General features: G+C 73.5%; 16 protein-coding genes and 1 tRNA gene. 2 read left to right on the forward strand and 15 right to left on the reverse strand.

Translation table 11 applies throughout. The annotated features are described in order from the left end of the window. Window positions 1–21 precede the first annotated feature (21 nt). The 13 genes from HPC71_RS14980 to argS form a co-directional block, all read right to left on the reverse strand. Window positions 22–1,179 carry a glycosyltransferase family 4 protein gene (locus tag HPC71_RS14980; RefSeq protein ID WP_171896864.1) on the reverse strand — a complete coding sequence of 386 codons (1,158 nt, stop codon included), beginning with the start codon at window positions 1,177–1,179 and terminating at the stop codon, window positions 22–24. After that, entirely contained in the window at window positions 1,179–1,850 is a 672-nt protein-coding gene (locus HPC71_RS14985; protein WP_171896865.1) for an L-threonylcarbamoyladenylate synthase, read from the reverse strand. The genes HPC71_RS14980 and HPC71_RS14985 overlap by 1 nt, the downstream gene beginning before the upstream one ends. Before the next feature lie 4 nt (window positions 1,851–1,854). Further along, window positions 1,855–2,718 carry a peptide chain release factor N(5)-glutamine methyltransferase gene (prmC, locus tag HPC71_RS14990; protein ID WP_171896866.1) on the reverse strand — a complete coding sequence of 288 codons (864 nt, stop codon included), beginning with the start codon at window positions 2,716–2,718 and terminating at the stop codon, window positions 1,855–1,857. Further along, complete coding sequence (gene prfA / locus HPC71_RS14995; protein WP_171896867.1) at window positions 2,715–3,788, reverse strand: peptide chain release factor 1; 1,074 nt, start codon at window positions 3,786–3,788, stop codon at window positions 2,715–2,717. The genes prmC and prfA overlap by 4 nt, the downstream gene beginning before the upstream one ends. A gap of 115 nt (window positions 3,789–3,903) precedes the next feature. After that, window positions 3,904–4,119 carry a 50S ribosomal protein L31 gene (gene rpmE / locus HPC71_RS15000; protein ID WP_154613155.1) on the reverse strand — a complete coding sequence of 72 codons (216 nt, stop codon included), beginning with the start codon at window positions 4,117–4,119 and terminating at the stop codon, window positions 3,904–3,906. Between the two features lie 129 nt (window positions 4,120–4,248). Next, window positions 4,249–5,850: an ATP-binding protein gene (locus HPC71_RS15005; protein ID WP_154614948.1), complete on the reverse strand. Its 1,602-nt coding sequence runs from the start codon at window positions 5,848–5,850 to the stop codon at window positions 4,249–4,251. Window positions 5,851–5,887: 37 nt separating this feature from the next. Further along, entirely contained in the window at window positions 5,888–6,259 is a 372-nt protein-coding gene (locus HPC71_RS15010) for a response regulator (RefSeq protein ID WP_171896868.1), read from the reverse strand. 147 nt (window positions 6,260–6,406) lie between these two features. Further along, window positions 6,407–8,470, reverse strand: a complete 2,064-nt coding sequence (gene rho / locus HPC71_RS15015; RefSeq protein ID WP_253943729.1) for a transcription termination factor Rho — start codon at window positions 8,468–8,470, stop codon at window positions 6,407–6,409. Between the two features lie 292 nt (window positions 8,471–8,762). Then, window positions 8,763–9,668: a homoserine kinase gene (gene thrB / locus HPC71_RS15020; RefSeq protein ID WP_171896869.1), complete on the reverse strand. Its 906-nt coding sequence runs from the start codon at window positions 9,666–9,668 to the stop codon at window positions 8,763–8,765. Beyond that, the gene (gene thrC / locus HPC71_RS15025) at window positions 9,665–10,756 is read right to left on the reverse strand and encodes a threonine synthase (protein WP_171896870.1); all 1,092 of its coding nucleotides are present in this window, start codon (window positions 10,754–10,756) and stop codon (window positions 9,665–9,667) included. Before thrC ends, thrB begins: the two co-directional genes overlap by 4 nt. Then, window positions 10,753–12,072, reverse strand: a complete 1,320-nt coding sequence (locus HPC71_RS15030) for a homoserine dehydrogenase (protein WP_154613158.1) — start codon at window positions 12,070–12,072, stop codon at window positions 10,753–10,755. The genes thrC and HPC71_RS15030 overlap by 4 nt, the downstream gene beginning before the upstream one ends. Beyond that, window positions 12,072–13,472 (reverse strand): diaminopimelate decarboxylase, encoded by a 1,401-nt coding sequence (gene lysA, locus HPC71_RS15035; protein WP_154614947.1) that lies wholly within the window; start codon window positions 13,470–13,472, stop codon window positions 12,072–12,074. Before lysA ends, HPC71_RS15030 begins: the two co-directional genes overlap by 1 nt. A gap of 13 nt (window positions 13,473–13,485) precedes the next feature. Continuing rightward, on the reverse strand, window positions 13,486–15,159 hold the full coding sequence (gene argS / locus HPC71_RS15040) for an arginine--tRNA ligase (RefSeq protein ID WP_171896871.1): 1,674 nt from the start codon (window positions 15,157–15,159) through the stop codon (window positions 13,486–13,488). An 89-nt stretch (window positions 15,160–15,248) separates the two neighbouring features. Between argS and HPC71_RS15045 the strand changes: the two genes are divergently transcribed. Both HPC71_RS15045 and HPC71_RS15050 read left to right on the forward strand, forming a co-directional pair. Then, window positions 15,249–15,321 (forward strand) — tRNA-Arg (locus HPC71_RS15045). A 295-nt stretch (window positions 15,322–15,616) separates the two neighbouring features. After that, on the forward strand, window positions 15,617–17,059 hold the full coding sequence (locus HPC71_RS15050; protein WP_154613160.1) for a hypothetical protein: 1,443 nt from the start codon (window positions 15,617–15,619) through the stop codon (window positions 17,057–17,059). Between the two features lie 310 nt (window positions 17,060–17,369). Here the strand turns inward: HPC71_RS15050 and HPC71_RS15055 are convergent, their stop codons facing one another. Together HPC71_RS15055 and HPC71_RS15060 are read right to left on the reverse strand one after the other, a co-directional pair. Beyond that, on the reverse strand, window positions 17,370–18,299 hold the full coding sequence (locus HPC71_RS15055; RefSeq protein ID WP_154614946.1) for an LCP family protein: 930 nt from the start codon (window positions 18,297–18,299) through the stop codon (window positions 17,370–17,372). After that, on the reverse strand, window positions 18,296–18,940 hold the full coding sequence (locus tag HPC71_RS15060; RefSeq protein WP_154614945.1) for a hypothetical protein: 645 nt from the start codon (window positions 18,938–18,940) through the stop codon (window positions 18,296–18,298). The genes HPC71_RS15055 and HPC71_RS15060 overlap by 4 nt, the downstream gene beginning before the upstream one ends. Window positions 18,941–19,080: the final 140 nt, after the last annotated feature.

Raw genomic sequence — 19,080 nt, forward strand, 5'->3', positions numbered from 1 at the left:
CCGGACCGCTCGTGAAAACTATCACAAGGTCTCGGCGGAGGGTTCATCGAGTGCCTCCAGGACCTTCGGCTTGTGCACCACGGGGAGCACGAAGGTGAGCACGACGGTGACCGCGGTGAGCAGCCCGACCGACACCCAGACCCACACGCCGGTGTAGAGGCTGGCGCTGACGGTGGCGAAGGCGATCAGGGCGGCCCACAGCCACATGATGAGGACGGCGCGGCGCTGGGAGTGCCCGATCTCGAGCAGCCGGTGGTGCAGGTGCTGCTTGTCGGGGGCGAAGGGCGAGCGGCCCGCGCGGGTGCGGCGCACGACCGCCAGCACCAGGTCGAGCAGGGGCACCACCAGGATCGAGACCGGCAGCAGGATCGGCAGCAGGGTGGGCAGCAGGCTCGCCTGGGTGCCGTCGCCGCCGCGGGCGATCTCGGTGCCCGAGAACTGCCCGGTCAGCGTCACCGCGCTCGCCGAGAGGACCAGGCCGATGAGCATCGAGCCCGAGTCGCCCATGAACAGGCGGGCGGGGTGGAAGTTGTGGATCAGGAAGCCCACGCACACCCCCGCCAGCGCCACGCTGAGCAGCGCCGCGGTCGTCGCACGGGGGGCGTCGTTGAGCCGGGTGAGCTGGTAGCAGAAGACGAAGAAGGCGATCGCGCCGATGCCGACCACGCCCGCCGCGAGCCCGTCGAGGCCGTCGACGAAGTTCACCGCGTTGACCGTCGCCACCACCACGAACCCGGTCAGCAGCGCGGCCTGCGAGGCATCCATGGCGAAGACCTCGCCGTTGGTGAGCGGGAAGAAGACGTACTGGATCCCGAACGCGATGAGGAAGCCGGACGCGAGCACCTGTCCCCCGAGCTTGGTGAGCGCGTCGAGCTCGAAGATGTCATCGAGCACGCCCACGGCGCAGATCAGCGCGCCCGCGATGAGCACGATGCCGGCGTCGCGGAAGACGAAGGGCCCGCTGAGGGAGAGGAACGGCAGCTCGCGCGCGACGAGGTACGCCGCCACCAGCCCGCCGAGCATCGCCAGCCCGCCGAGGTAGGGGATCGGCTCGTCGTGCACGTCGCGGTCGCGGACGGCGGCGACGGCGCCGGTGCGGATCGCGATCTCGCGGGCCACGACGGTGAGGAGGTAGGTGACCGTCGCGGCCACGAGGAAGACGAGGAGGTACTCCCGCACTAGGCGCTCGCCTGGCCCTCGTCGGTCAGGGTCGCGCCGAGCGGCTCGAGCACCTCGTTGAGCGCCTCGAGCGAGAGCGCCCCGCGGCGCAGGATCCGGCCCTGGTCGCCGGTGCAGTCCACGATCGTGGAGGCCTCGCCACCGGGCGACTCCCCCGCGTCGACCACGACGGCGACCTCCTCGCCGAGCATCTCCTCGGCCTGCTCGGCGTCGGTGGCGGCGGGCATCCCCGAGAGGTTGGCCGAGGAGACGGCCAGCGGGCCGGTGCGCTCGAGCACCTCGAGGGCGACCGGGTGGTCGGGCATCCGCACCGCGACCGTGCCGCGGGTGTCCCCGAGGTCCCACTGCAGGGAGGTCTGCTGGTGGCACACCAGCGTGAGGGGCCCCGGCCAGAACCGCTCGACGAGCGCCCGGGCGTAGCCCGGCACGCGCACCGCGAGGGCGTCCAGCGTGGTCGGGGAGCTGATGAGGACCGGGGGCGGCATGTCGCGCCCGCGGCCCTTGGCGTCGAGCAGGTCGCGGACGGCGTCGGGGTCGAAGGCGTCCGCGGCGATGCCGTAGACGGTGTCGGTCGGCAGCACGACGAGCTCGCCGCGCTGGACCGCCAGGGTCGCCGCCTCCACGGCCGCCTCGCGGGCCTCCTCGGTGTCGGTCGGGTAGCGCTCGCTCACCTGGTCATCGTGCCAGTCGCGCCGTCACGAAGCGCGCCCGACCTGCCAGGTCGGGGTGGTCGCGGACCTCGGTCCACCGTCCGGTGGCGGTGAAGACCGCCGGCGCGGAGGTGCCCTGCACGTCGGCGTGCTCGGCCCCGACCTCTCCCCCGGGCCGCAGCAGCAGCGCCGCGCGGCGCTCGAGCACCCGCATCGCCTCCAGCCCGTCGTCACCGGAGAACAGCGCGAGGTGCGGGTCGTGGTCGCGGGCCTCGGGCGCCACCGACTCCCACGCCTCGAGCGGGATGTACGGCGGGTTGCACACGACCACGTCGACCGCGCCGGCCAGGTCGTCGAACGCCGTGGCCAGGTCGCCCTGGCGCAGGTCGACCCCCGTGCCGGCCAGGTTCCGCTCCGCCCACCGGTGGGCGGCCTCGTCGAGCTCGACGGCGTGGACCTGCGCCTGCGGGACCTCGTCGGCCAGCGCCTTGGCGATCGCGCCGGAGCCGGTGCACAGGTCGACCACCACCGGCGTCCGGCCCGCCTCGGCCACCGCGGTCGCCCGCTCGATCGCCCAGCCGGCCAGCAGCTCGGTCTCGGGCCGCGGCACGAACACCCCGGGCCCGACCGCCAGCTCGACGTGGCGGAACCACGCCGACCCGGTCAGGTGCTGGAGCGGCTCGCGCGCCGCGCGGCGCGCGACCAGCGCGGCGTACTCCTCCACCGCGGCGGGGGCGACCTCGTCGAGGAGGACCAGCCGCCCGCGGGTCGTGCCGAGCACGTGGGCGAGCAGCTCGGCGGCGTCGTGCTCGGGGCTGGCCACGCCGGCCTCGCGCAGCCGCGCGGTCGCCTCGGCGAGCAGCGCGCGGCGCGGGGTCGGCGCGCTCACTGCTCGAGCGCCTCGAGCCGCGCGGCGAGGTCCGCGTCGAGGCAGGAGGACAGCACCGGCTGGAGGTCGCCGTCGAGGACCTGGTCGAGGTTGTAGGCCTTGTAGCCGGTGCGGTGGTCGGAGATCCGGTTCTCCGCGTAGTTGTAGGTGCGGATCCGCTCGGAGCGGTCCACGGTGCGGACCTGGCTGCGCCGGGCGTCGCTCGCCTCGGCGTCGGCGGCCTCCTGCGCGGCGGCGAGCAGCCGGGCGCGGAGGATCCGCATGGCCTGCTCCTTGTTCTGCAGCTGGCTCTTCTCGTTCTGGCAGGACACCACGATGCCGGAGGGCACGTGGGTGATCCGGACGGCGGAGTCGGTGGTGTTCACGCTCTGCCCGCCCGGCCCGCTGGAGCGGAAGACGTCGATGCGCAGGTCGTTCTCGTCGATGGTGACGTCGACCTGCTCGGCCTCGGGCAGCACCAGGACCCCGGCGGCGCTGGTGTGCACCCGGCCCTGCGACTCGGTGACCGGGACCCGCTGGACGCGGTGGACGCCGCCCTCGAACTTCAACATGCCGTACGGCGCCTCGCCAGGCTCGGGGGTCCCCTTGGCCTTGACCGCCACCGTCACCGACTTGTAGCCGCCGAGGTCGGACTCGGTGGCGTCGAGCAGCTCGACCTTCCAGCCGCGCCCCTCGGCGTAGCGGGTGTACATGCGCAGCAGGTCGCCGGCGAACAGCGCCGACTCCTCGCCGCCCTCCCCCGACTTCACCTCGAGGATCGCGTCCTTGTCGTCGGCCGGGTCGCGGGGCACGAGGAGCCGCCGCAGCCGCTCCTCGGCCTCGGCCAGCCGCGGCGCGATCGCCTCGGCCTCCTCGGCGAAGGAGGGGTCCTCGGCGGCCAGCTCGCGGGCGGCCCCGAGGTCGTCACCGAGCCGCTGCCAGTCGCGCCAGGCGCCGATGACCGCCGAGAGCTGGGCGTAGCGCTGGTTGAGCCGCTTGGCCAGCCGGGCGTCGGCGTGGGTCTCGGGCGCGGCGAGCTGCTGCTCGAGCCCTTCGTGCTCGGCGAGCATGCCCTCGACGGCCTCGAACACCGGTGAGCCTCCTGGGGAGCTGACGTACGACGGAAAGGGTCCGGCCCCGGCGGGCCCGGACATGCGACGAGCGCCGGCCCCCACCATGACGGCAGGGACCGGCGCTCGGAGGCAGCTACTTCTTGGCTGCCTTGGCGTAGCGGGCCTCGAAGCGGGCGACGCGGCCGCCGGTGTCGAGGATCTTCTGCTTGCCGGTGTAGAACGGGTGGCACTGCGAGCAGACGTCGGAGCGGATCTGGCCGGACGTCACGGTGCTGCGGGTCGTGAACTCGGCGCCGCAGGTGCAGGTCACCTTGGTCTCGACGTACTCGGGGTGGATGTCCTTCTTCATGGTGTCCTCTCAGTCGCCGGGTCGTCCGCCGCGCCCTGCGGCAGGTACGTGAACCGGAACCAGCACGAGATTGTGCCACCGGTCAGAACGCCGGCCCAATCGCGGTTGTTCCCCGGGCGCGGGCTCCGCTCAGACCTCCTGCGGGGTCGGCTCCTGGGTCGTCGATGACTCCGGCGCCGGGGTCGCCGGGGGCACCGGGTCGCCGAGGAGGGGCAGGGAGAGGGTCACCGTCGTGCCGACGCCCTCCTCGGAGTCGATGAGGACCTGCCCGGAGTGCTTGTCGATGATCGTCTGGACGATCCGCACGCCCAGGCCGGTGCCGGCGATCTCGTCGCGGACGGCGTTCGTCGCGCGGAAGAAGCGGGTCCCGAGGCGGTCGAGCTCGCCGGCGGGGATGCCGATGCCGTGGTCGCGGACCGCGACGCGCACCTGCCCCGTCGCCTCGGTGATCTCGACCTCGACCGGCGCGCCGTCGCGGCTGAACTTCACCGCGTTGCTGAGCACGTTGAGCAGGGCGCGGTTGAGCATGGCGCGATCGCCGAGCACCGGCAGCGGCCGACCCGGCGCCGTCACGGTCACCGCGATCCCCCGGCGGGCGGCGGCGATCCGTACGTCGGTCGCGGCGTCGCGCACGACCTGGTCGAGGTCGACCTGCTCGAGGTCGGTGCCGCGGTTCTCGGCCTTGGAGAGCATGAGCAGGTCGTCGATCAGCGCGCGGAGCCGACCGACGTTGCGGCGCGTGGCGACCAGCATCCGCTCGTGGCGCGGGGCCATGTCGCCCTCGAACTCCTCGGCGACCAGCTCGAGGTAGCCGCTGATCGTGGTGAGCGGGGTGCGCAGCTCGTGGGAGACGTTCGAGACGAAGTCGTCGCGCGCGGTGTCGAGGGCGCGCAGCTCGGCCTGGATGCGGGACTCGACGGCCCGCGCGCGGGACTGCTGCTCGATGAGCTCGTTGAGCGCGACCGCGACCGCCCGCACCTCCCGGGGCCCGGCGACCTCGGCGCGGACGTCGGACTCGGAGCGGGCGAGCCGCTGGACGGTCGCCTCGATCGCGCGCAGCGGCGCGGAGAGCTCGCGGTCCAGCCGGCGGCGGGACCGGCCGAGCAGGAACCACCCGATGAGCGCCAGCACGACGACGGCCACGATGGTCGACCGGAAGCGCCACTCCGCGTCCGAGCTCGCCTCGCGCTGCCGGCGGTCGAACTCCTCGTGGGTGGCCTGGTGGGCCTCCTGGACCTCGTCGAAGAGCCGCTGGCCCCGCTGGTAGCGCTGCCGGTCGAACGTCCCCGGGCCGGCGGGCGCCGCGACCCGCGGGTCGGCGTACCGCGTCACCCAGGCGTCCAGGGCTTCCTGCTGCCGGGTGACCAGCAGCTCGAGGTCGGCGTCGTCGCGCGCGAACTCGCGCACCCGCTGCGCGTGGCCGGGGAGCCGGCGGAGCGCCTGCTCGTAGTCGTCGAGCGCTTCCCGGTCCCCGCTGCGGGCATAGGCCCCGACCGCGGCGTTCATGTCGGTGAGGTCCTGGAGCACGTCCTCGTTCGCGGTCGCGGCGGGCAGCAGCTCGCTGGTGAGGTGGTCCAGGGCGCGCGTCGAGGCGAGCACCCCGGCGACGCAGATCGCCGCCGTCAGGGCGACGAGGAGCCCGACCCGCAGCAGGACCGGCGCGAGCAGCCGCGCCGCCGGGCGCCCGCCGACGCTCGTGGGGTCCGGTCGCCCGGGCTGCGAGGTCGTCATGCGCTGTGGCGGGTCATGCGCTGTGGCGGGGCGGGGCTCAGACCGCGCGCGCCAGGAGGGCCTCGACCCGCGAGGCGAGCTCACGCGGGCTGAACGGCTTGGTGATGTAGTCGTCGGCGCCGGAGTCGAAGCCGGTCTCCACGTCGGACTCCTGGGCGCGGGCGGTCAGCAGGATCACCGGCAGGTCGGCCAACGCCGGGTCGGCGCGGATCACGCGGATGGCGTCGAGCCCGGAGAAGCCCGGCATCATCACGTCGAGCACGGCGAGGTCGGGCCGCTGGGCCTGGCACGCCGCGACGGCTGCGGCACCGTCGGCGACCGCGACGATGTCGTGCCCGAGGGTCGAGAGCTTGAACTCGACCAGCTCCCGGATGTCGACGTCGTCGTCAGCGACCAGGATGCGTGCCACAGTTCCCTCCCCGGGAGTCATCTGCTGGTGCCGGACGGCGTCTGCCCCACCCGCGCTGGGTCAGCCTACGGGTCCCGGGCCCCGTCCGACGGTGGATGCCCAGATCGAGGGGCGACCGCCGGGCGGGGCGCGGGATCACGTGTCCGCTCAGCCCTCGGCGCTCGCAGCAGGCGTGGTCCGCTGCACCTGCATGAGGAACTCGATGTTGGTCTTCGAGGACCGCAACCGCTCCAGGAGCAGCTCCAGCGCCTCCGGGCTCTCGACGTTCGACATCACCCGGCGCAGCTTCGCGATGATCGCGAGCTCCTCGGAGGAGAGCAGCAGGTCCTCGCGCCGCGTGCCGGACGCGAGGACGTCGATGGCCGGGAAGAGCCGCTGGTCGGCGAGGTCGCGCCGCAGGCGGAGCTCCATGTTCCCGGTGCCGGTGAACTCCTCGAAGATGACCTCGTCGGTCTTCGAGCCGCTCTCGACCAGCGCCGTGGCGAGGATGGTCAGCGAGCCGCCGTTCTCGATGTTGCGCGCCGCGCCGAAGAAACGCTTGGGCGGGTGGAGCGCGGCCGAGTCGACGCCTCCGGAGAGGATCCGGCCGCTCGCGGGGGCGGAGAGGTTGTAGGCGCGGCCCAGGCGGGTGAGGCCGTCGAGCAGCACCACCACGTCGTGACCGAGCTCGACCAGGCGCTTGGCGCGCTCGATCGCCAGCTCCGCGACCATCGTGTGGTCGGCCGGCGGCCGGTCGAAGGTCGAGGCGATGACCTCGCCCTTGACCGAGCGCTCGAAGTCGGTGACCTCCTCGGGCCGCTCGTCGACCAGCACGACCATCAGGTGGCACTCGGGGTTGTTGGTGGTGATCGAGCTCGCGATCGACTGGAGCGCCATCGTCTTGCCGGCCTTCGAGGGCGAGACGACCAGGCCGCGCTGGCCCTTGCCGATCGGCGCGACGAGGTCGATGACCCGGCCGGTCATGTTCCCCGAGCCGGTCTCCATGCGCAGCCGCTCGGTCGGGTGGACCGGGGTGAGCTTGGCGAACTCGACGCGGTTCTTCCCGACCTCGGGGTCGGCGCCGTTGACGCTGTCGACCCGCACCATCGGGTTGAACTTCTCGCGGCGCTCCCCCTCGCGGGGCTGGCGCACCTGGCCGACGATCGCGTCGCCGCGCCGCAGGCCGAACTTCCGCACCATCGACAGCGACAGGTAGACGTCGTCGGGGCCGGGCAGGTAGCCGCTGGTCCGCACGAACGCGTAGTTGTCGAGGACGTCGAGGATGCCCGCCGCCGGCACGAGGACGTCGTCCTCGAGGATCGTGGTGTCGGGCTCGTTGCGCTGGCCGCGGGGGCGGTCGCGGTCCCGGCCGCGGCGACGGCGGCTGCGGCCGGAGCCGTCGAGGTCGTCGTCGTGCTGGTCGCGGTCCCGGTTCTGGTCGCGGTCGCGGTCCCGCTCGCGCTCGCGCTCGCGGTTCTGCTCCCGCTCGCGCTCGCGGTTCTGCTCCCGCTCGCGGTTCTGCTCGCGGTCACGCTCGCGGTTCTGCTCACGGTCACGCTCGCGGTTCTGCTCCCGCTCGCGGTCGCGGTCGCGGTCGCGGTTCTGCTTCTGGCCGTCCTGCTGCTTGTCCTGCTGCTGCTTCTGGCCGTCCTGCTTGGAGCCGTCCTGCTTGTCCTGCTGGCCGTCCTGGCGGTTGCGGCCCTGGCGCTGCTGGCGGTCCTGCTGGCGGTCCTGGTTGCGCTCCCGACGGCGCTCGCCGTCCTGGGCAGCGGTCCGCTCGGACTGCTCGGACTGCGCGGCCGGCTCGGCCTGCGCGACCGGCAGCTCGGGCTGCGCCTCGGCGGCGACCTGTGCCGGCCGGTCCTGCCGCTCCGGCTGCTGGGCGGGCTGCTGGGCGGGCTGCTCGGCGGGCTGCTCGGCGGCCGCCTCGGGCGCGCCCTGGGCCCGCTTCGCGGCGCGGCGACGCGTCGTACGCTCCACCGGCGCGTCGTCCGCGACCGGCGGCGCCACCTGCGTGGTCTCCGGCTCGGCGGCCCGCGCCGGGGCAGGGCGCCCACCGGTCTGGGCGGCCTTGATCGCCTCGACGAGCTGGGCCTTCTTCATCGTGCCCGCATCGGCGATGCCCATCCCGCCCGCCATGGAGCGGAGGTCGGCGATGAGCATCGTGCTGAGCCCACCGCCACGCTTGCGTGCCGGTCCGCCCGAGGCGGAGGGTTCGATCGTCTCAGTCACGTGAGGGGGTCCTTCCCACGTCGTCAGTGCCGGGGCCGCTCACCGCGGACCTTCCGGCTGCTCGTCAAGGCTCCCGGCTCACGCCCCGTTCGCCGGCAGGCGAGGCGGAGGCGGTGCACGGAGGATCTCCGTGACGAACGAGAGGGAGTGGTGCACCCTGCGGCTCCGGCGTCGGCCGGGAGTCACATCGCGGTGCCACGCCTGGTGTACGGCGCGTCGTCAATGTATCACCGGCGGGAACGGCCCGCCGCCGCTCGGCCCGGATCGGCGCGGCGGGCGCGTCGGTGAGCCGCTACCCGACCACCCGGGCGCCGTCGTCGCTGATCGCGAGCGCGTGGGCGACCCATCCCTCGGGGCAGCGGCCGAGCAGCCGGTCGCGCGCCTCGGGACCGTCGACGAAGGCGAGCACCGTGGGGCCGGCGCCGGAGACGACGGCCGGGACGCCGTCGGTCCGCAGCGCGTCGACGAGCGCCAGCGAGGCCGGCATCGCGGGGCGGCGCTGGTCCTGGTGGAGGTAGTCGCGGGTCGCGCGCAGCAGGTGCTCGGGCCGGCCGGCGAGGGCCGCGACCAGGAGAGCCGTGCGCCCGGCGTCCGCGGCCGCGTCCGCGTGCGGGACCCGGTCGGGCAGCAGCCCGCGGGCGACCTCGGTCGCGACGCCGTCCGGCGGGACGAGGACGACGACCGAGATCCGCGGGTCGACCGGCGAGCGGACGGTCCAGAAGCCGTCGTCGTCGTGCCCGGAGATGGTGAAGCCGCCGTGCAGCGCCGGCGAGACGTTGTCGGGGTGGCCCTCCATGCGGGCGGCCAGCTCGAAGAGGGCGGCGTCGTCGAGCACGGCCGCGCCGTCCGCGACCAGCGCGCGGGCCAACACCAGGCCGCCGACGATCGCCGCCGAGGACGAGCCGAGGCCGCGGGCGTGCGGCACGACGTTCTCGCAGCGCAGGCGGAGCCCCGGCGGCTGGGCACCGAGCGCCTCGAAGGCGGTGCGCATCGCGCAGACGACCAGGTGCGACTCGTCGAGCGGCACCGCCTCCGCGCCGGCTCCGGTCACCTCGACGACGAGCCCCTCGGCGAGCACCTCGCCCTCGAGCACGTCGCGCAGGTCCAGGGCCAGGCCCAGGCTGTCGAAGCCGGGGCCGAGGTTGGCCGAGGTGGCCGGGACGCTCACGCGCACCGGCCCGCCGACGAACCGGGTCACCTCAGGCCGGCGGCCTCGGCCGCCGCGCTGACGTCCGCGTCGATGACGGTGTCGACGACGCTGTGCCCGCTGGCGGCGTACCCCTCGAGCGCGGTCGCGGTGTCCTTGAGCCCGTGGCCGGTGACGGTGATGGCGACCGTGCTGCCGGCGTAGGACTCCCCCGCCGCGAGCTCCTGGAGCAGACCGGCGACGCCGGCGGCGGAGGCCGGCTCGACGAAGACGCCGTCGCGGCAGGCGAGCTCGCGCTGCGCGGCCAGGATCGCGTCGTCGCTGACCGCGGCGAACCGGCCGTCGGACTCGTTGCGCGCGGCCTCGGCGAGCTTCCACGAGGCGGGGTTGCCGATCCGGATCGCGGTCGCCTTGGTCTCGGGGTCCGGGAACGGCTCCCCGGTCACCAGCGGCGCCGCGCCCTCGGCCTGGAAGCCGCGCATGACCGGCTTCTTCGTGGCCATGCCGAGGTCGGCGTACTGGTTGTAGCCCAGCCAGTACGCCGCGATGTTGCCGGCGTTGCCCACCGGCAGCAGGTGGTAGTCGGGCGCGTCGCCGAGGAAGTCGACGATCTCGAAGGCGGCGGTCTTCTGCCCCTCCAGGCGCACCGGGTTGACCGAGTTCACGAGCGCGACCGGGTAGTCCCAGGCCAGCTGGCGGGCCAGGGCCAGGCAGTCGTCGAAGTTGCCGCGGACCATGATCACCTGGCCGCCGTGCATGATCGCCTGGGCCATCTTGCCGGCCGCGATCTTGCCCTCGGGGACCAGCACGAGCGGCTTGAGGCCGGCCTTCGCGGCGTACGCCGCCATCGACGCCGAGGTGTTGCCGGTCGAGGCGCAGACGACCGCCTGCGCGCCGTCGGCCTTGGCGACCGAGATCGCGGCGGTCATGCCGCGGTCCTTGAAGGACCCGGTCGGGTTGTTGCCCTCGACCTTGAGCCACACCTCTGCCCCGGTGATCCCGGAGAGCCAGGCGGAGTGGACCAGGGGCGTGCCGCCCTCGCGGAGGGTGACCGCGGGCGTGCCCGCGGGGATCTCCAGGAGGTCGCGGTACTCCTCGATGACCCCGCGCCACTGGTGCGTGGCGGTGCGCGTGCTCACTCGTGCTCCCCTTCCACCCGCATGATCGAGGTGACCTCGCGGACGATCTCCATGTCGCGCAGGTGCGCGACGGTCGCGCTCAGCTGCGCGTCGGTCGACTCGTGGGAGACGACGACCAGCTGGGCGTCGTCGTCGCGGCCCTCCTGGCGGACCGTCTGGATCGAGACGCCGTGCTCGGCGAAGGCGGTGGCCACCGCGGCCAGCACGCCGGCGCGGTCGTCGACGTCGATCGCCACGTGGTAGCGCGTCCGGGTCTCCCCCATCGGCAGCACGGCGCGGTCGGCGTACGCCGACTCCCCGGCGCCGCGGGTGCCGGCGAGGCGGTTGCGGGCCACCGTGACCAGGTCGCCGAGGACCGCGGAGGCCGTCGGCGAGCCGCCGGCGCCCGGACCGTAGAACATCAGCTGGCCGGCGGCCTCGGACTCCACGAACACCGCGTTGTAGGCCTCGCGGACCGAGGCGAGCGGGTGGGAGCGCGGGATCATCGCGGGGTGCACGCGGACGGCCACGGCCTCCTCGCCGCCCTCGCCCTCGCGCAGCTCGCAGATCGCGAGCAGCTTGACCACCGCGCCCATGTCGCGGGCCGACTGCACGTCGGCGGCGGTGACCTCGGAGATGCCCTCGCGGTAGACGTCGGAGGCGGTCACCCGGGAGTGGAAGGCCAGCGAGGCGAGGATCGCGGCCTTCGCGGCGGCGTCGAAGCCCTCCACGTCGGCGGTCGGGTCGGCCTCGGCGTACCCGAGCTCCTGGGCCTCCTCGAGGGCCTCGGTGAACCCGGCACCCGAGGTGTCCATCTTGTCGAGAATGAAGTTGGTGGTGCCGTTGACGATGCCCAGCACGCGGGTGACCCGGTCACCGGCCAGCGACTCGCGCAGCGGCCGCAGGATCGGGATCGCGCCGGCGACGGCGGCCTCGTAGTAGAGGTCGCGGCCGGCCTTCTCGGCGGCCTCGAACAGCGTCGGACCGTCCTCGGCGAGCAGGGCCTTGTTGGCCGAGACGACGCTCGCGCCGTTCTCCAGCGCGGTCAGGATGAGCGAGCGGGCGGGCTCGATGCCGCCGATCACCTCCACGACCAGGTCGACGTCGTCGCGGCTGACCAGGCCCACCGCGTCGGTGGTCAGCAGGTCCGCCGGCACCTCGACCTCGCGCGGCGCGTCCAGCCGTCGCACCGCGACGCCGGCCAGCTCGACCGGCACGCCCACCCGGGCCGCCAGGTCGCCGGCCTGCTCCTGGAGCAGCCGCACCACCTGCGAACCCACCGAGCCGCAGCCGAGCACCGCCACCCGGAGCTTGTCGGGTCGCTTGTCGCCCTCCATCACAGATCACCCACGTCAGTTGCCAACAGGTCGTCCTCAGTCTCCCGCCGGACGAGGACGCGCGACGCCCCGTCCCGAACCGCGATCACCGGCGGACGCAGCAGGTGGTTGTAGTTGGAGGCCATCGAGCGGCAGTAGGCGCCGGTCCCGGGGACCGCCAACAGGTCGCCGGGCGCGAGGTCGCCGGGCAGGAACTCGTCCTTGACCACGATGTCGCCGGCCTCGCAGTGCTTGCCGACCACGCGACCGAGCACCGGGTCGGCGTCGGAGCGCCGGGAGGCGAGGGTGCAGGAGTAGTCGGCGTCGTAGAGGGCGGTGCGGATGTTGTCGCTCATCCCGCCGTCGACCGAGACGTAGGCGCGCGAGGCGCCGCCGTCGAGGCTGACCGCCTTGACCGTGCCGACCTCGTAGACCGTGCACATCGAGGGGCCGACGATCGCGCGGCCCGGCTCGATCGACAGCGCCGGCTGCGCGAGGCCCAGCGCGCGGCACTCGTGCTCCACGATCTGGGTCATCTCCGTGGCCAGACGCGCGGGGTCGGCCGGGTCGTCCTGGGTGGTGTAGGCGATCCCGAAGCCGCCGCCGAGGTCCATCTCCGGCATCTCGGTGCCGAGCTCCCGCGCGACCGCCGCGTGGAGGGCCAGCACGCGCCGGGCGGCCACCTCGAAGCCGGAGGAGTCGAAGATCTGGCTGCCGATGTGGGAGTGCAGCCCCCGCAGCTCGAGCGCCCCGGCGGCCGCCACGCGACGTACCGCCTCGAGGGCGGCGCCGGAGGTGATCGAGAAGCCGAACTTCTGGTCCTCGTGCGCGGTCGCGATGTACTCGTGGGTGTGGGCCTCGACGCCCGCGGTCACCCGCACCATCACCCGCGCGGTCGCGCCCTCCTCGGCGGCGATCCGGTCCAGCCGCTCGATCTCGGTGAAGGAGTCGACGATGATCCGGCCCACGCCGTTGCGCACGGCGCGGCGCAGCTCGGCCTCGGACTTGTTGTTGCCGTGGAAGCCGACCCGCTCCATCGGGAAGCCGGCGCGCTCGGCGACCGCCATCTCCCCGCCGCTGCACACGTCGAGGGAGAGGCCCTCCTCCGCGACCCAGCGCGCGACCGCGGTGGAGAGGAACGCCTTGCCCGCGTAGTAGACCTCGTAGGCCGCGAACGCGTCGCGGAAGGCCCGGGCGCGGGTGCGGAAGTCCTCCTCGTCCAGGACGTACGCCGGCGAGCCGTGCTCGGCGACCAGGTCGGTCAGCGGCACTCCCCCGACGGTCAGCACCCCCGCGTCGTCCTTGTGCGCCGTGGTCGACCACAGCTGCGGCACCAGGTCGTTGGGGTCGGCGGGCGGGCGCAGCCACGACGGGCCCCGGAAGGCCCCGGGGGCGTGGGCCCACCCTGCTTCGTGCGTCATCGGGTCCTCGTCCTCACATGCGCTCGGGGGCGGAGACGCCCAGCAGGCGCAGGCCGTTGGCCAGGACCGTGCGGGTCGCGACGGTCAGCACCAGGCGCGCCTCGTTGGCCGGGCGCACCGGCTCGTCGCCCTGCGGCAGCATGCGGCACTCCTTGGTGTCGTACCACTTGTTGAACACCGAGGAGGCGGCCTCGAGGTAGCGCGCGACGCGGTGCGGCTCGCGCAGCTCGGCGGCGGAGGCGACGACGCGGGGGAACTCCGCGAGCGCCCGCAGCAGCGCGCCGTCGCGCTCGTGGTCGAGCAGCGAGGGGTCGAACGCGCCGTCGGCCGGCAGCGCCATCCCCAGGGCCGTGGCGTTCTCGATCATCCGGCAGGTGCGGGCGTGGGCGTACTGCACGTAGTAGACGGGGTTGTCGTTGGAGGCCCGGGTGATCTCGGCGACGTCGAGGGTCAGCGGGCTGTCCGCGGGGTAGCGCGCCAGGGAGTAGCGCAGCGCGTCGACGCCGATCTCCTCGGACAGCTCCTGGAGGGTCACGATCGTGCCGGCGCGCTTGGAGAGCCGCAGCTCCTCGCCGTCGCGCAGGATCTTGACCAGCTGGCCGATCAGCACGTCCAGCGTCTTCTCCGGGTCGTCGCCGACGCACGCGGCCATCGCCTTGAGCCGGCCGACGTAGCCGTGGTGGTCGGCGCCGAGCAGGTAGATGCAGTGGTCGAAGCCCCGCGCCCGCTTGTTGAGGTAGTAGGCGGTGTCGGAGGCGAAGTACGTCAGCTCGCCGTCGGACTTGATCAGGACGCGGTCCTTGTCGTCGCCGAAGTCGGTGGTGCGCATCCAGAGCGCACCGCCCTCCTCGTAGACGTGGCCGAGGTCCTTGAGCCGCTGCAGGGTCTCGGGGACCGAGCCGCTCTCGTGGAGGGACTGCTCGGAGAACCACACGTCGAAGTGGGTCTGGAACGCGTCGAGCTGCGCCTGCTGCTCGGCCAGCTGCAGCTCGTAGCCCTTGGCGCGGACCGCCGTGAGCCGCTCGGGCTCGGGCAGGTCGAAGATCCCCGGCTGCGCCTCGCCGACGGCGCGGGCGAGGTCCTCGATGTAGGCGCCGGCGTACCCGTCGGTCGGCGTGGGCTGGCCGGTCGCGGCCGCGATGATCGAGGTGGCGAAGTGGTTCATCTGCACGCCGCGGTCGTTGATGTAGAACTCGCGGGTCACCTCGGCGCCGGCGGCCGAGAGCACGCGGCCGATCGCGTCGCCGAGGACCGCCCAGCGGGTGTGGCCGAGGTGGAGCGGGCCGGTCGGGTTCGCGGAGATGAACTCCACGTTGATCCGCTGCCCGGCGAGTGTCTCGGTGTGGCCGTAGGAGTCCCCCGCCGCGACGATCTCCGCCGCGACCTGCCCCTGGGCACCGGTCTCGACGCTGATGTTGAGGAAGCCAGGCCCCGCGACCTCGACGCCGGCGATGCCGTCGGCGGCGCGCAGCTGCTCGGCGAGCAGCTCGCCGAGGGCGCGCGGGTTGGTGCCCGCCTTCTTGGCGAGCTGGAGCGCGACGTTGGTGGCGTAGTCGCCGTGCCCCTTCTGTCGCGGTCGCTCCACGGTGACCTCCGCGGGTACGCCGTCGGGCAGGGTGAGCGCACCCTGCTCGACGAGGGCCGTCAGGCCAGCGACGATGGTCGTGGAGAGCTGTGCGGGAGTCACCCTCCAAGCGTATCCGCGGGTGTCGGTTTCTCCCGCACGGCCCGGGGCGGGTACGGTTCCACCGCACTCCCGGACGTCTGGGAGCGCATGCCTCCGTAGCTCAGGGGATAGAGCACTGGTTTCCGGTACCAGGTGTCGCAGGTTCGAATCCTGCCGGAGGCGCCCTCGACCGAACGGCCTCCCGGTGATCCGGGAGGCCGTTCGTCGTTCCCGGCCCTCTCGTGCCGCGTCCATCGACTGCCGGCGAGGTCTAGACACGTCCGCGCCCCGGGCGTGACCGACGTAACGAACGTGCAGAGTGCCCGTTGCAGGCGTAGAGGTGGCTTCCCCGGGCCGCCTCTCGGAGGGCAGGCCCCGGCTGGTCCCCCGGCTCCGGACCCTCGCGGTCCCGCCACCAGGATCCGACGTCGCCCGGCCGGGGAGGGTCGAGCGGCTCGAGCTACGAAAGCAGGAAAGCGTGAACAAGTCCCTGAGCAGGGCGATCGCGGTCACCGCGGTCGGCGCGGCCGGCCTCGCCGGCGCCCTCGTCGTCACCCCCACCGCCACGGCCGAGACCGCCCCCCGGGCCGTCGTCTCCGCCCCCGCCGGGAAGCTCACCTCCTCCGGCCGCCTGGAGAAGACCGGCTTCGGCTACAAGGCCGACGTCTTCGGCACCAAGCTCCTGCTCGAGGGCGTCGAGCTCCGGGCCCTCAAGGGCGGCTACGCCCAGCAGCGCTGCACGACCATGGCCGGTCGCGTCGCCGAGAAGAGCTCGATCCTCGCCCCGCTCGACGAGATCACCGACGGCGTCCTGCCCGAGGGCCTCATCGACCTGTCGGTGACCAAGCAGACCTCGCAGACCTACAAGCAGGGCAACCGCACCGGCGTCCGCGGCGTCAGCACCGTCGGCGACGTGTCCATCGGCGGCCTCGAGCTGCCGGGCCTCGGCAAGCTGCCCAAGCTCAAGATCGAGGGCCTCCAGTCGGTCGCCGACGCCTTCCACGACGGCAAGAGCTACGGCCACGAGGAGTCCTTCGGCTTCAAGGGCATCTCGCTGGACTACGAGGGATCCGTCGTCGACGGCACCCCGCTGGCGGCCCTCCTCGACATCCTCAACCAGGTCACCGCGCCGATCTCCCAGATCGTCAACCAGGTCATCGGCCTGCTCACGAGCCTCGGCCCCGGCAAGATGATCGAGATCCCGGGCCTCGGCGGCATCGGCCTCGGCGCCTCCTCGGGCAAGGCGACGGCCAAGCAGGGCACCTCCGAGGCGTACGCGCTCAAGGTCCTCATCAACGCCACCGGCAACGACACCGTCCTCCAGCTCGGTCGGGCCCGCACCCAGATCACCAAGGCCGGCCCCGCGGGCGTCTTCCGCGGCACCGCCTCGGGCGCCAACATCCTCGGCGACGTCCCGCTGCTGAACGTCGGCAACCTGGGCCAGCGCTCGATCCCGTGCGGCGGCACCGACGGCAAGGTCCAGACCACGAAGGCGGCGAACTACTCGCTGCTCGGCGGCCTGGTCAACGTCACCGGCGTGACCTACAAGACCATGGGCAAGTACGGCAAGGGCAAGGCCGCCAAGGCGCTCATCGGCACCGACCTCGGCACCGTGACCGTTCCCATCCTCGGCCTCGAGGTCAAGGGCCTCTCCTCGCTGGTCAACCTCAAGCGGACGGCGAAGTCCGCCCAGGTCAAGCCGACCGTGACCACGAAGTACCTGCAGATCTCGCACAACGGCAAGCCCGTCCGGCTCCGCGCCGGGGAGTCCTACGACCTCGGTGACGACAACTTCCTGAGCTTCCGCAAGCTGTTCGGGAAGAGCTACCACGGCACCGGCGTCCACGGCCTCCAGCTCAACCTCGCGGGCATCGGCCTCCTGGACCTCGCGTCCTCCTCGGGCCGCATCTTCCCCCGCTGACCCACCCGCTCCACCGCACCACCTGACCCACCCGCACCGGGCCGGTCCCCTCCCAGGGGGCCGGCCCGGTCGCCGTTTCCCGCCGACGTGGCACACCTGCACCGCCGAAGTGGCACTCCTGCACCGCCGAAGTGGCAGTCCTGCACCGCCGAAGTGGCACTCCTGCATGGGTCAGGAGCAGGCGAGGCCACCTCGACCCTGCACGGGCGCCACCTCGACCCTGCACGGGTGCCACCTCGACCCTGCACGGGTGCCACCTCGACCCTGCACGGGTGCCACCTCGACGGTGGGCGGTCGGTGGGAGCGGTCGTCAGCAGCCGCGGAGGGAGGCGTCGTCGCGGGCCGCGGCGCCGTAGCGGCGGGCCTGGGCGACGAAGGGGCGGACGATCGAGGCGCCGTCCACGTTGCCGATGGAGCCGCCGACCACGCAGGTGGTCACCTTCGCGGGGTCGACGTGCGCGAGGGCCTGGCCGAGGCGGAACAGCTCCCCCGGCGGCAGGTCGGTGTGCATGTGCTCCAGGACGCTCAGCACGCCACGCTCGATGAAGCCCGGCTCGTCGGCGCGGGCCCGCACGGCCTGCTGGATGCCGCGCAGCACGCGCTGCTGGTTGGCCGAGCGGTCGAAGTCGCCCCCGGCGAGCGTCTTGCGGATCCGGGCGAAGGCCATGGCGCCGTACCCGTCGAGCTTGATCCGGCCACGGTCGAACCCGAGCGGCTTGAGGTTCTCATCGGAGAACGCACGCGGGTTGCGCACGTGGATGCCGCCGATGTCGTCGACCATGTCCTCGAAGAAGGGGAAGCGCGTCACGAAGACGTAGTCGGGCTGCACGCCGACGAGGTTGCCGACGGTGCGGCCCATCAGGCCCGGACCGCCGTAGGTGAGCGCCGAGTTGACCCGGCCGTAGCCGTGGCCGGGGATCGGCACCCAGGAGTCGCGGGGAATGCCGATGGCCACGGCCGAGCCGGTGCGGGTGTTGAGCCCGACGAGCTGGATGGCGTCGCCGCGCGCCCGGGTCATCTTCTCGCCGGGCCGGGCGTCGGAGCCGACCGCGAGGACCCACAGCACGTCGCGGTCGCGGACCGCCACGCCCTCGGCGCGGTCGGCCTGGACCAGCAGCACGTCGGTGCGGTGCACGGCGGCGTCGGGCACGACGAGCGCCGCGGTCGCCAGCACCAGCGCGAGGACGCCGGCGCGCACCGAGCGCCGGAACGGTCGGAACGGTCGGAACGGAGCCGTCATCGAGCCCTCCCCCGGGAGACGTCGTAGCCGAAGACCTGCCACCCGCCGTTGCGCCAGGTCAGGTAGAGCCGTCCGGCGACCCGGTCGCGGCGGCGCACGTCGCCCTCGGTCTCGAAGACGAGGAGCACCCGCGCCGTCACGCCGGCGGGACGGCCGCGGACCGCGAGCACGTCGAGCCGCAGCTCACGCCGGCGTACGTCGACGCCGGTGATCCGTCCGGCGATCCCGACGTTCGTCATCAGCCGCAGGTCGCGCCGGGCCTCGTCCTTCGCCCCGCTGCTGAACCCGGGGAACGCCTGGCGGAACCCGCCCACCCGCGGGAAGTCCCCGCCGACGTACGCCGCGTCGAGCCAGCCGTCCACGACGCGGGCGACCTGGCGCTTCAGCGGCCGACGCCGGTCGGCGGCGAGCCGGCCGGTCACCCGGCCGATCGTCGTGGTCGTCGGCAGCGGGCCCTCGGGCGCCGGGGCCGCGGTCGTGTGCCGCTGGCCGGCGGTCCGGTCGCCTGCGGGCTCGTCGCCGTCGCCGGAGCACGCGGTCGCGCCCCAGGACAGGGCGAGGCTGAGGGTGAGCGCCGCCGCGGTCCTCGCCAGCGGCCGGCGGGCCCGGCGCGGCGCGGTCCCGCGGAGGGTGGTGGACATCCCTGGACCACTCCCTGGAAGCTCGTACGTCGATGAACCGGACCCATGCTCGCCCCGGGCCCCCTCCGACGGAGAAGCCACGCCGGTGTGCATCCGGTCATACCGTGCCCGATAGGCGACCCTGACCGGGGCATTTGCTT

The sequence above is a fragment of the Nocardioides marmotae genome (assembly GCF_013177455.1).
GTDB lineage: Bacteria > Actinomycetota > Actinomycetes > Propionibacteriales > Nocardioidaceae > Nocardioides > Nocardioides marmotae.

Excerpts from the sequence above, each read along its gene's own strand:
- HPC71_RS15005 (WP_154614948.1), bottom strand. The coding sequence starts at position 5,850 with ATGACGACCTCGCAGCCCGGGCGACCGGACCCCACGAGCGTCGGCGGG.
- rpmE (WP_154613155.1), bottom strand. The coding sequence starts at position 4,119 with ATGAAGAAGGACATCCACCCCGAGTACGTCGAGACCAAGGTGACCTGC.
- HPC71_RS15030 (WP_154613158.1), bottom strand. The coding sequence starts at position 12,072 with ATGGAGGGCGACAAGCGACCCGACAAGCTCCGGGTGGCGGTGCTCGGC.
- lysA (WP_154614947.1), bottom strand. The coding sequence starts at position 13,472 with ATGACGCACGAAGCAGGGTGGGCCCACGCCCCCGGGGCCTTCCGGGGC.
- HPC71_RS15060 (WP_154614945.1), bottom strand. The coding sequence starts at position 18,940 with ATGTCCACCACCCTCCGCGGGACCGCGCCGCGCCGGGCCCGCCGGCCG.
- HPC71_RS15055 (WP_154614946.1), bottom strand. The coding sequence starts at position 18,299 with ATGACGGCTCCGTTCCGACCGTTCCGACCGTTCCGGCGCTCGGTGCGC.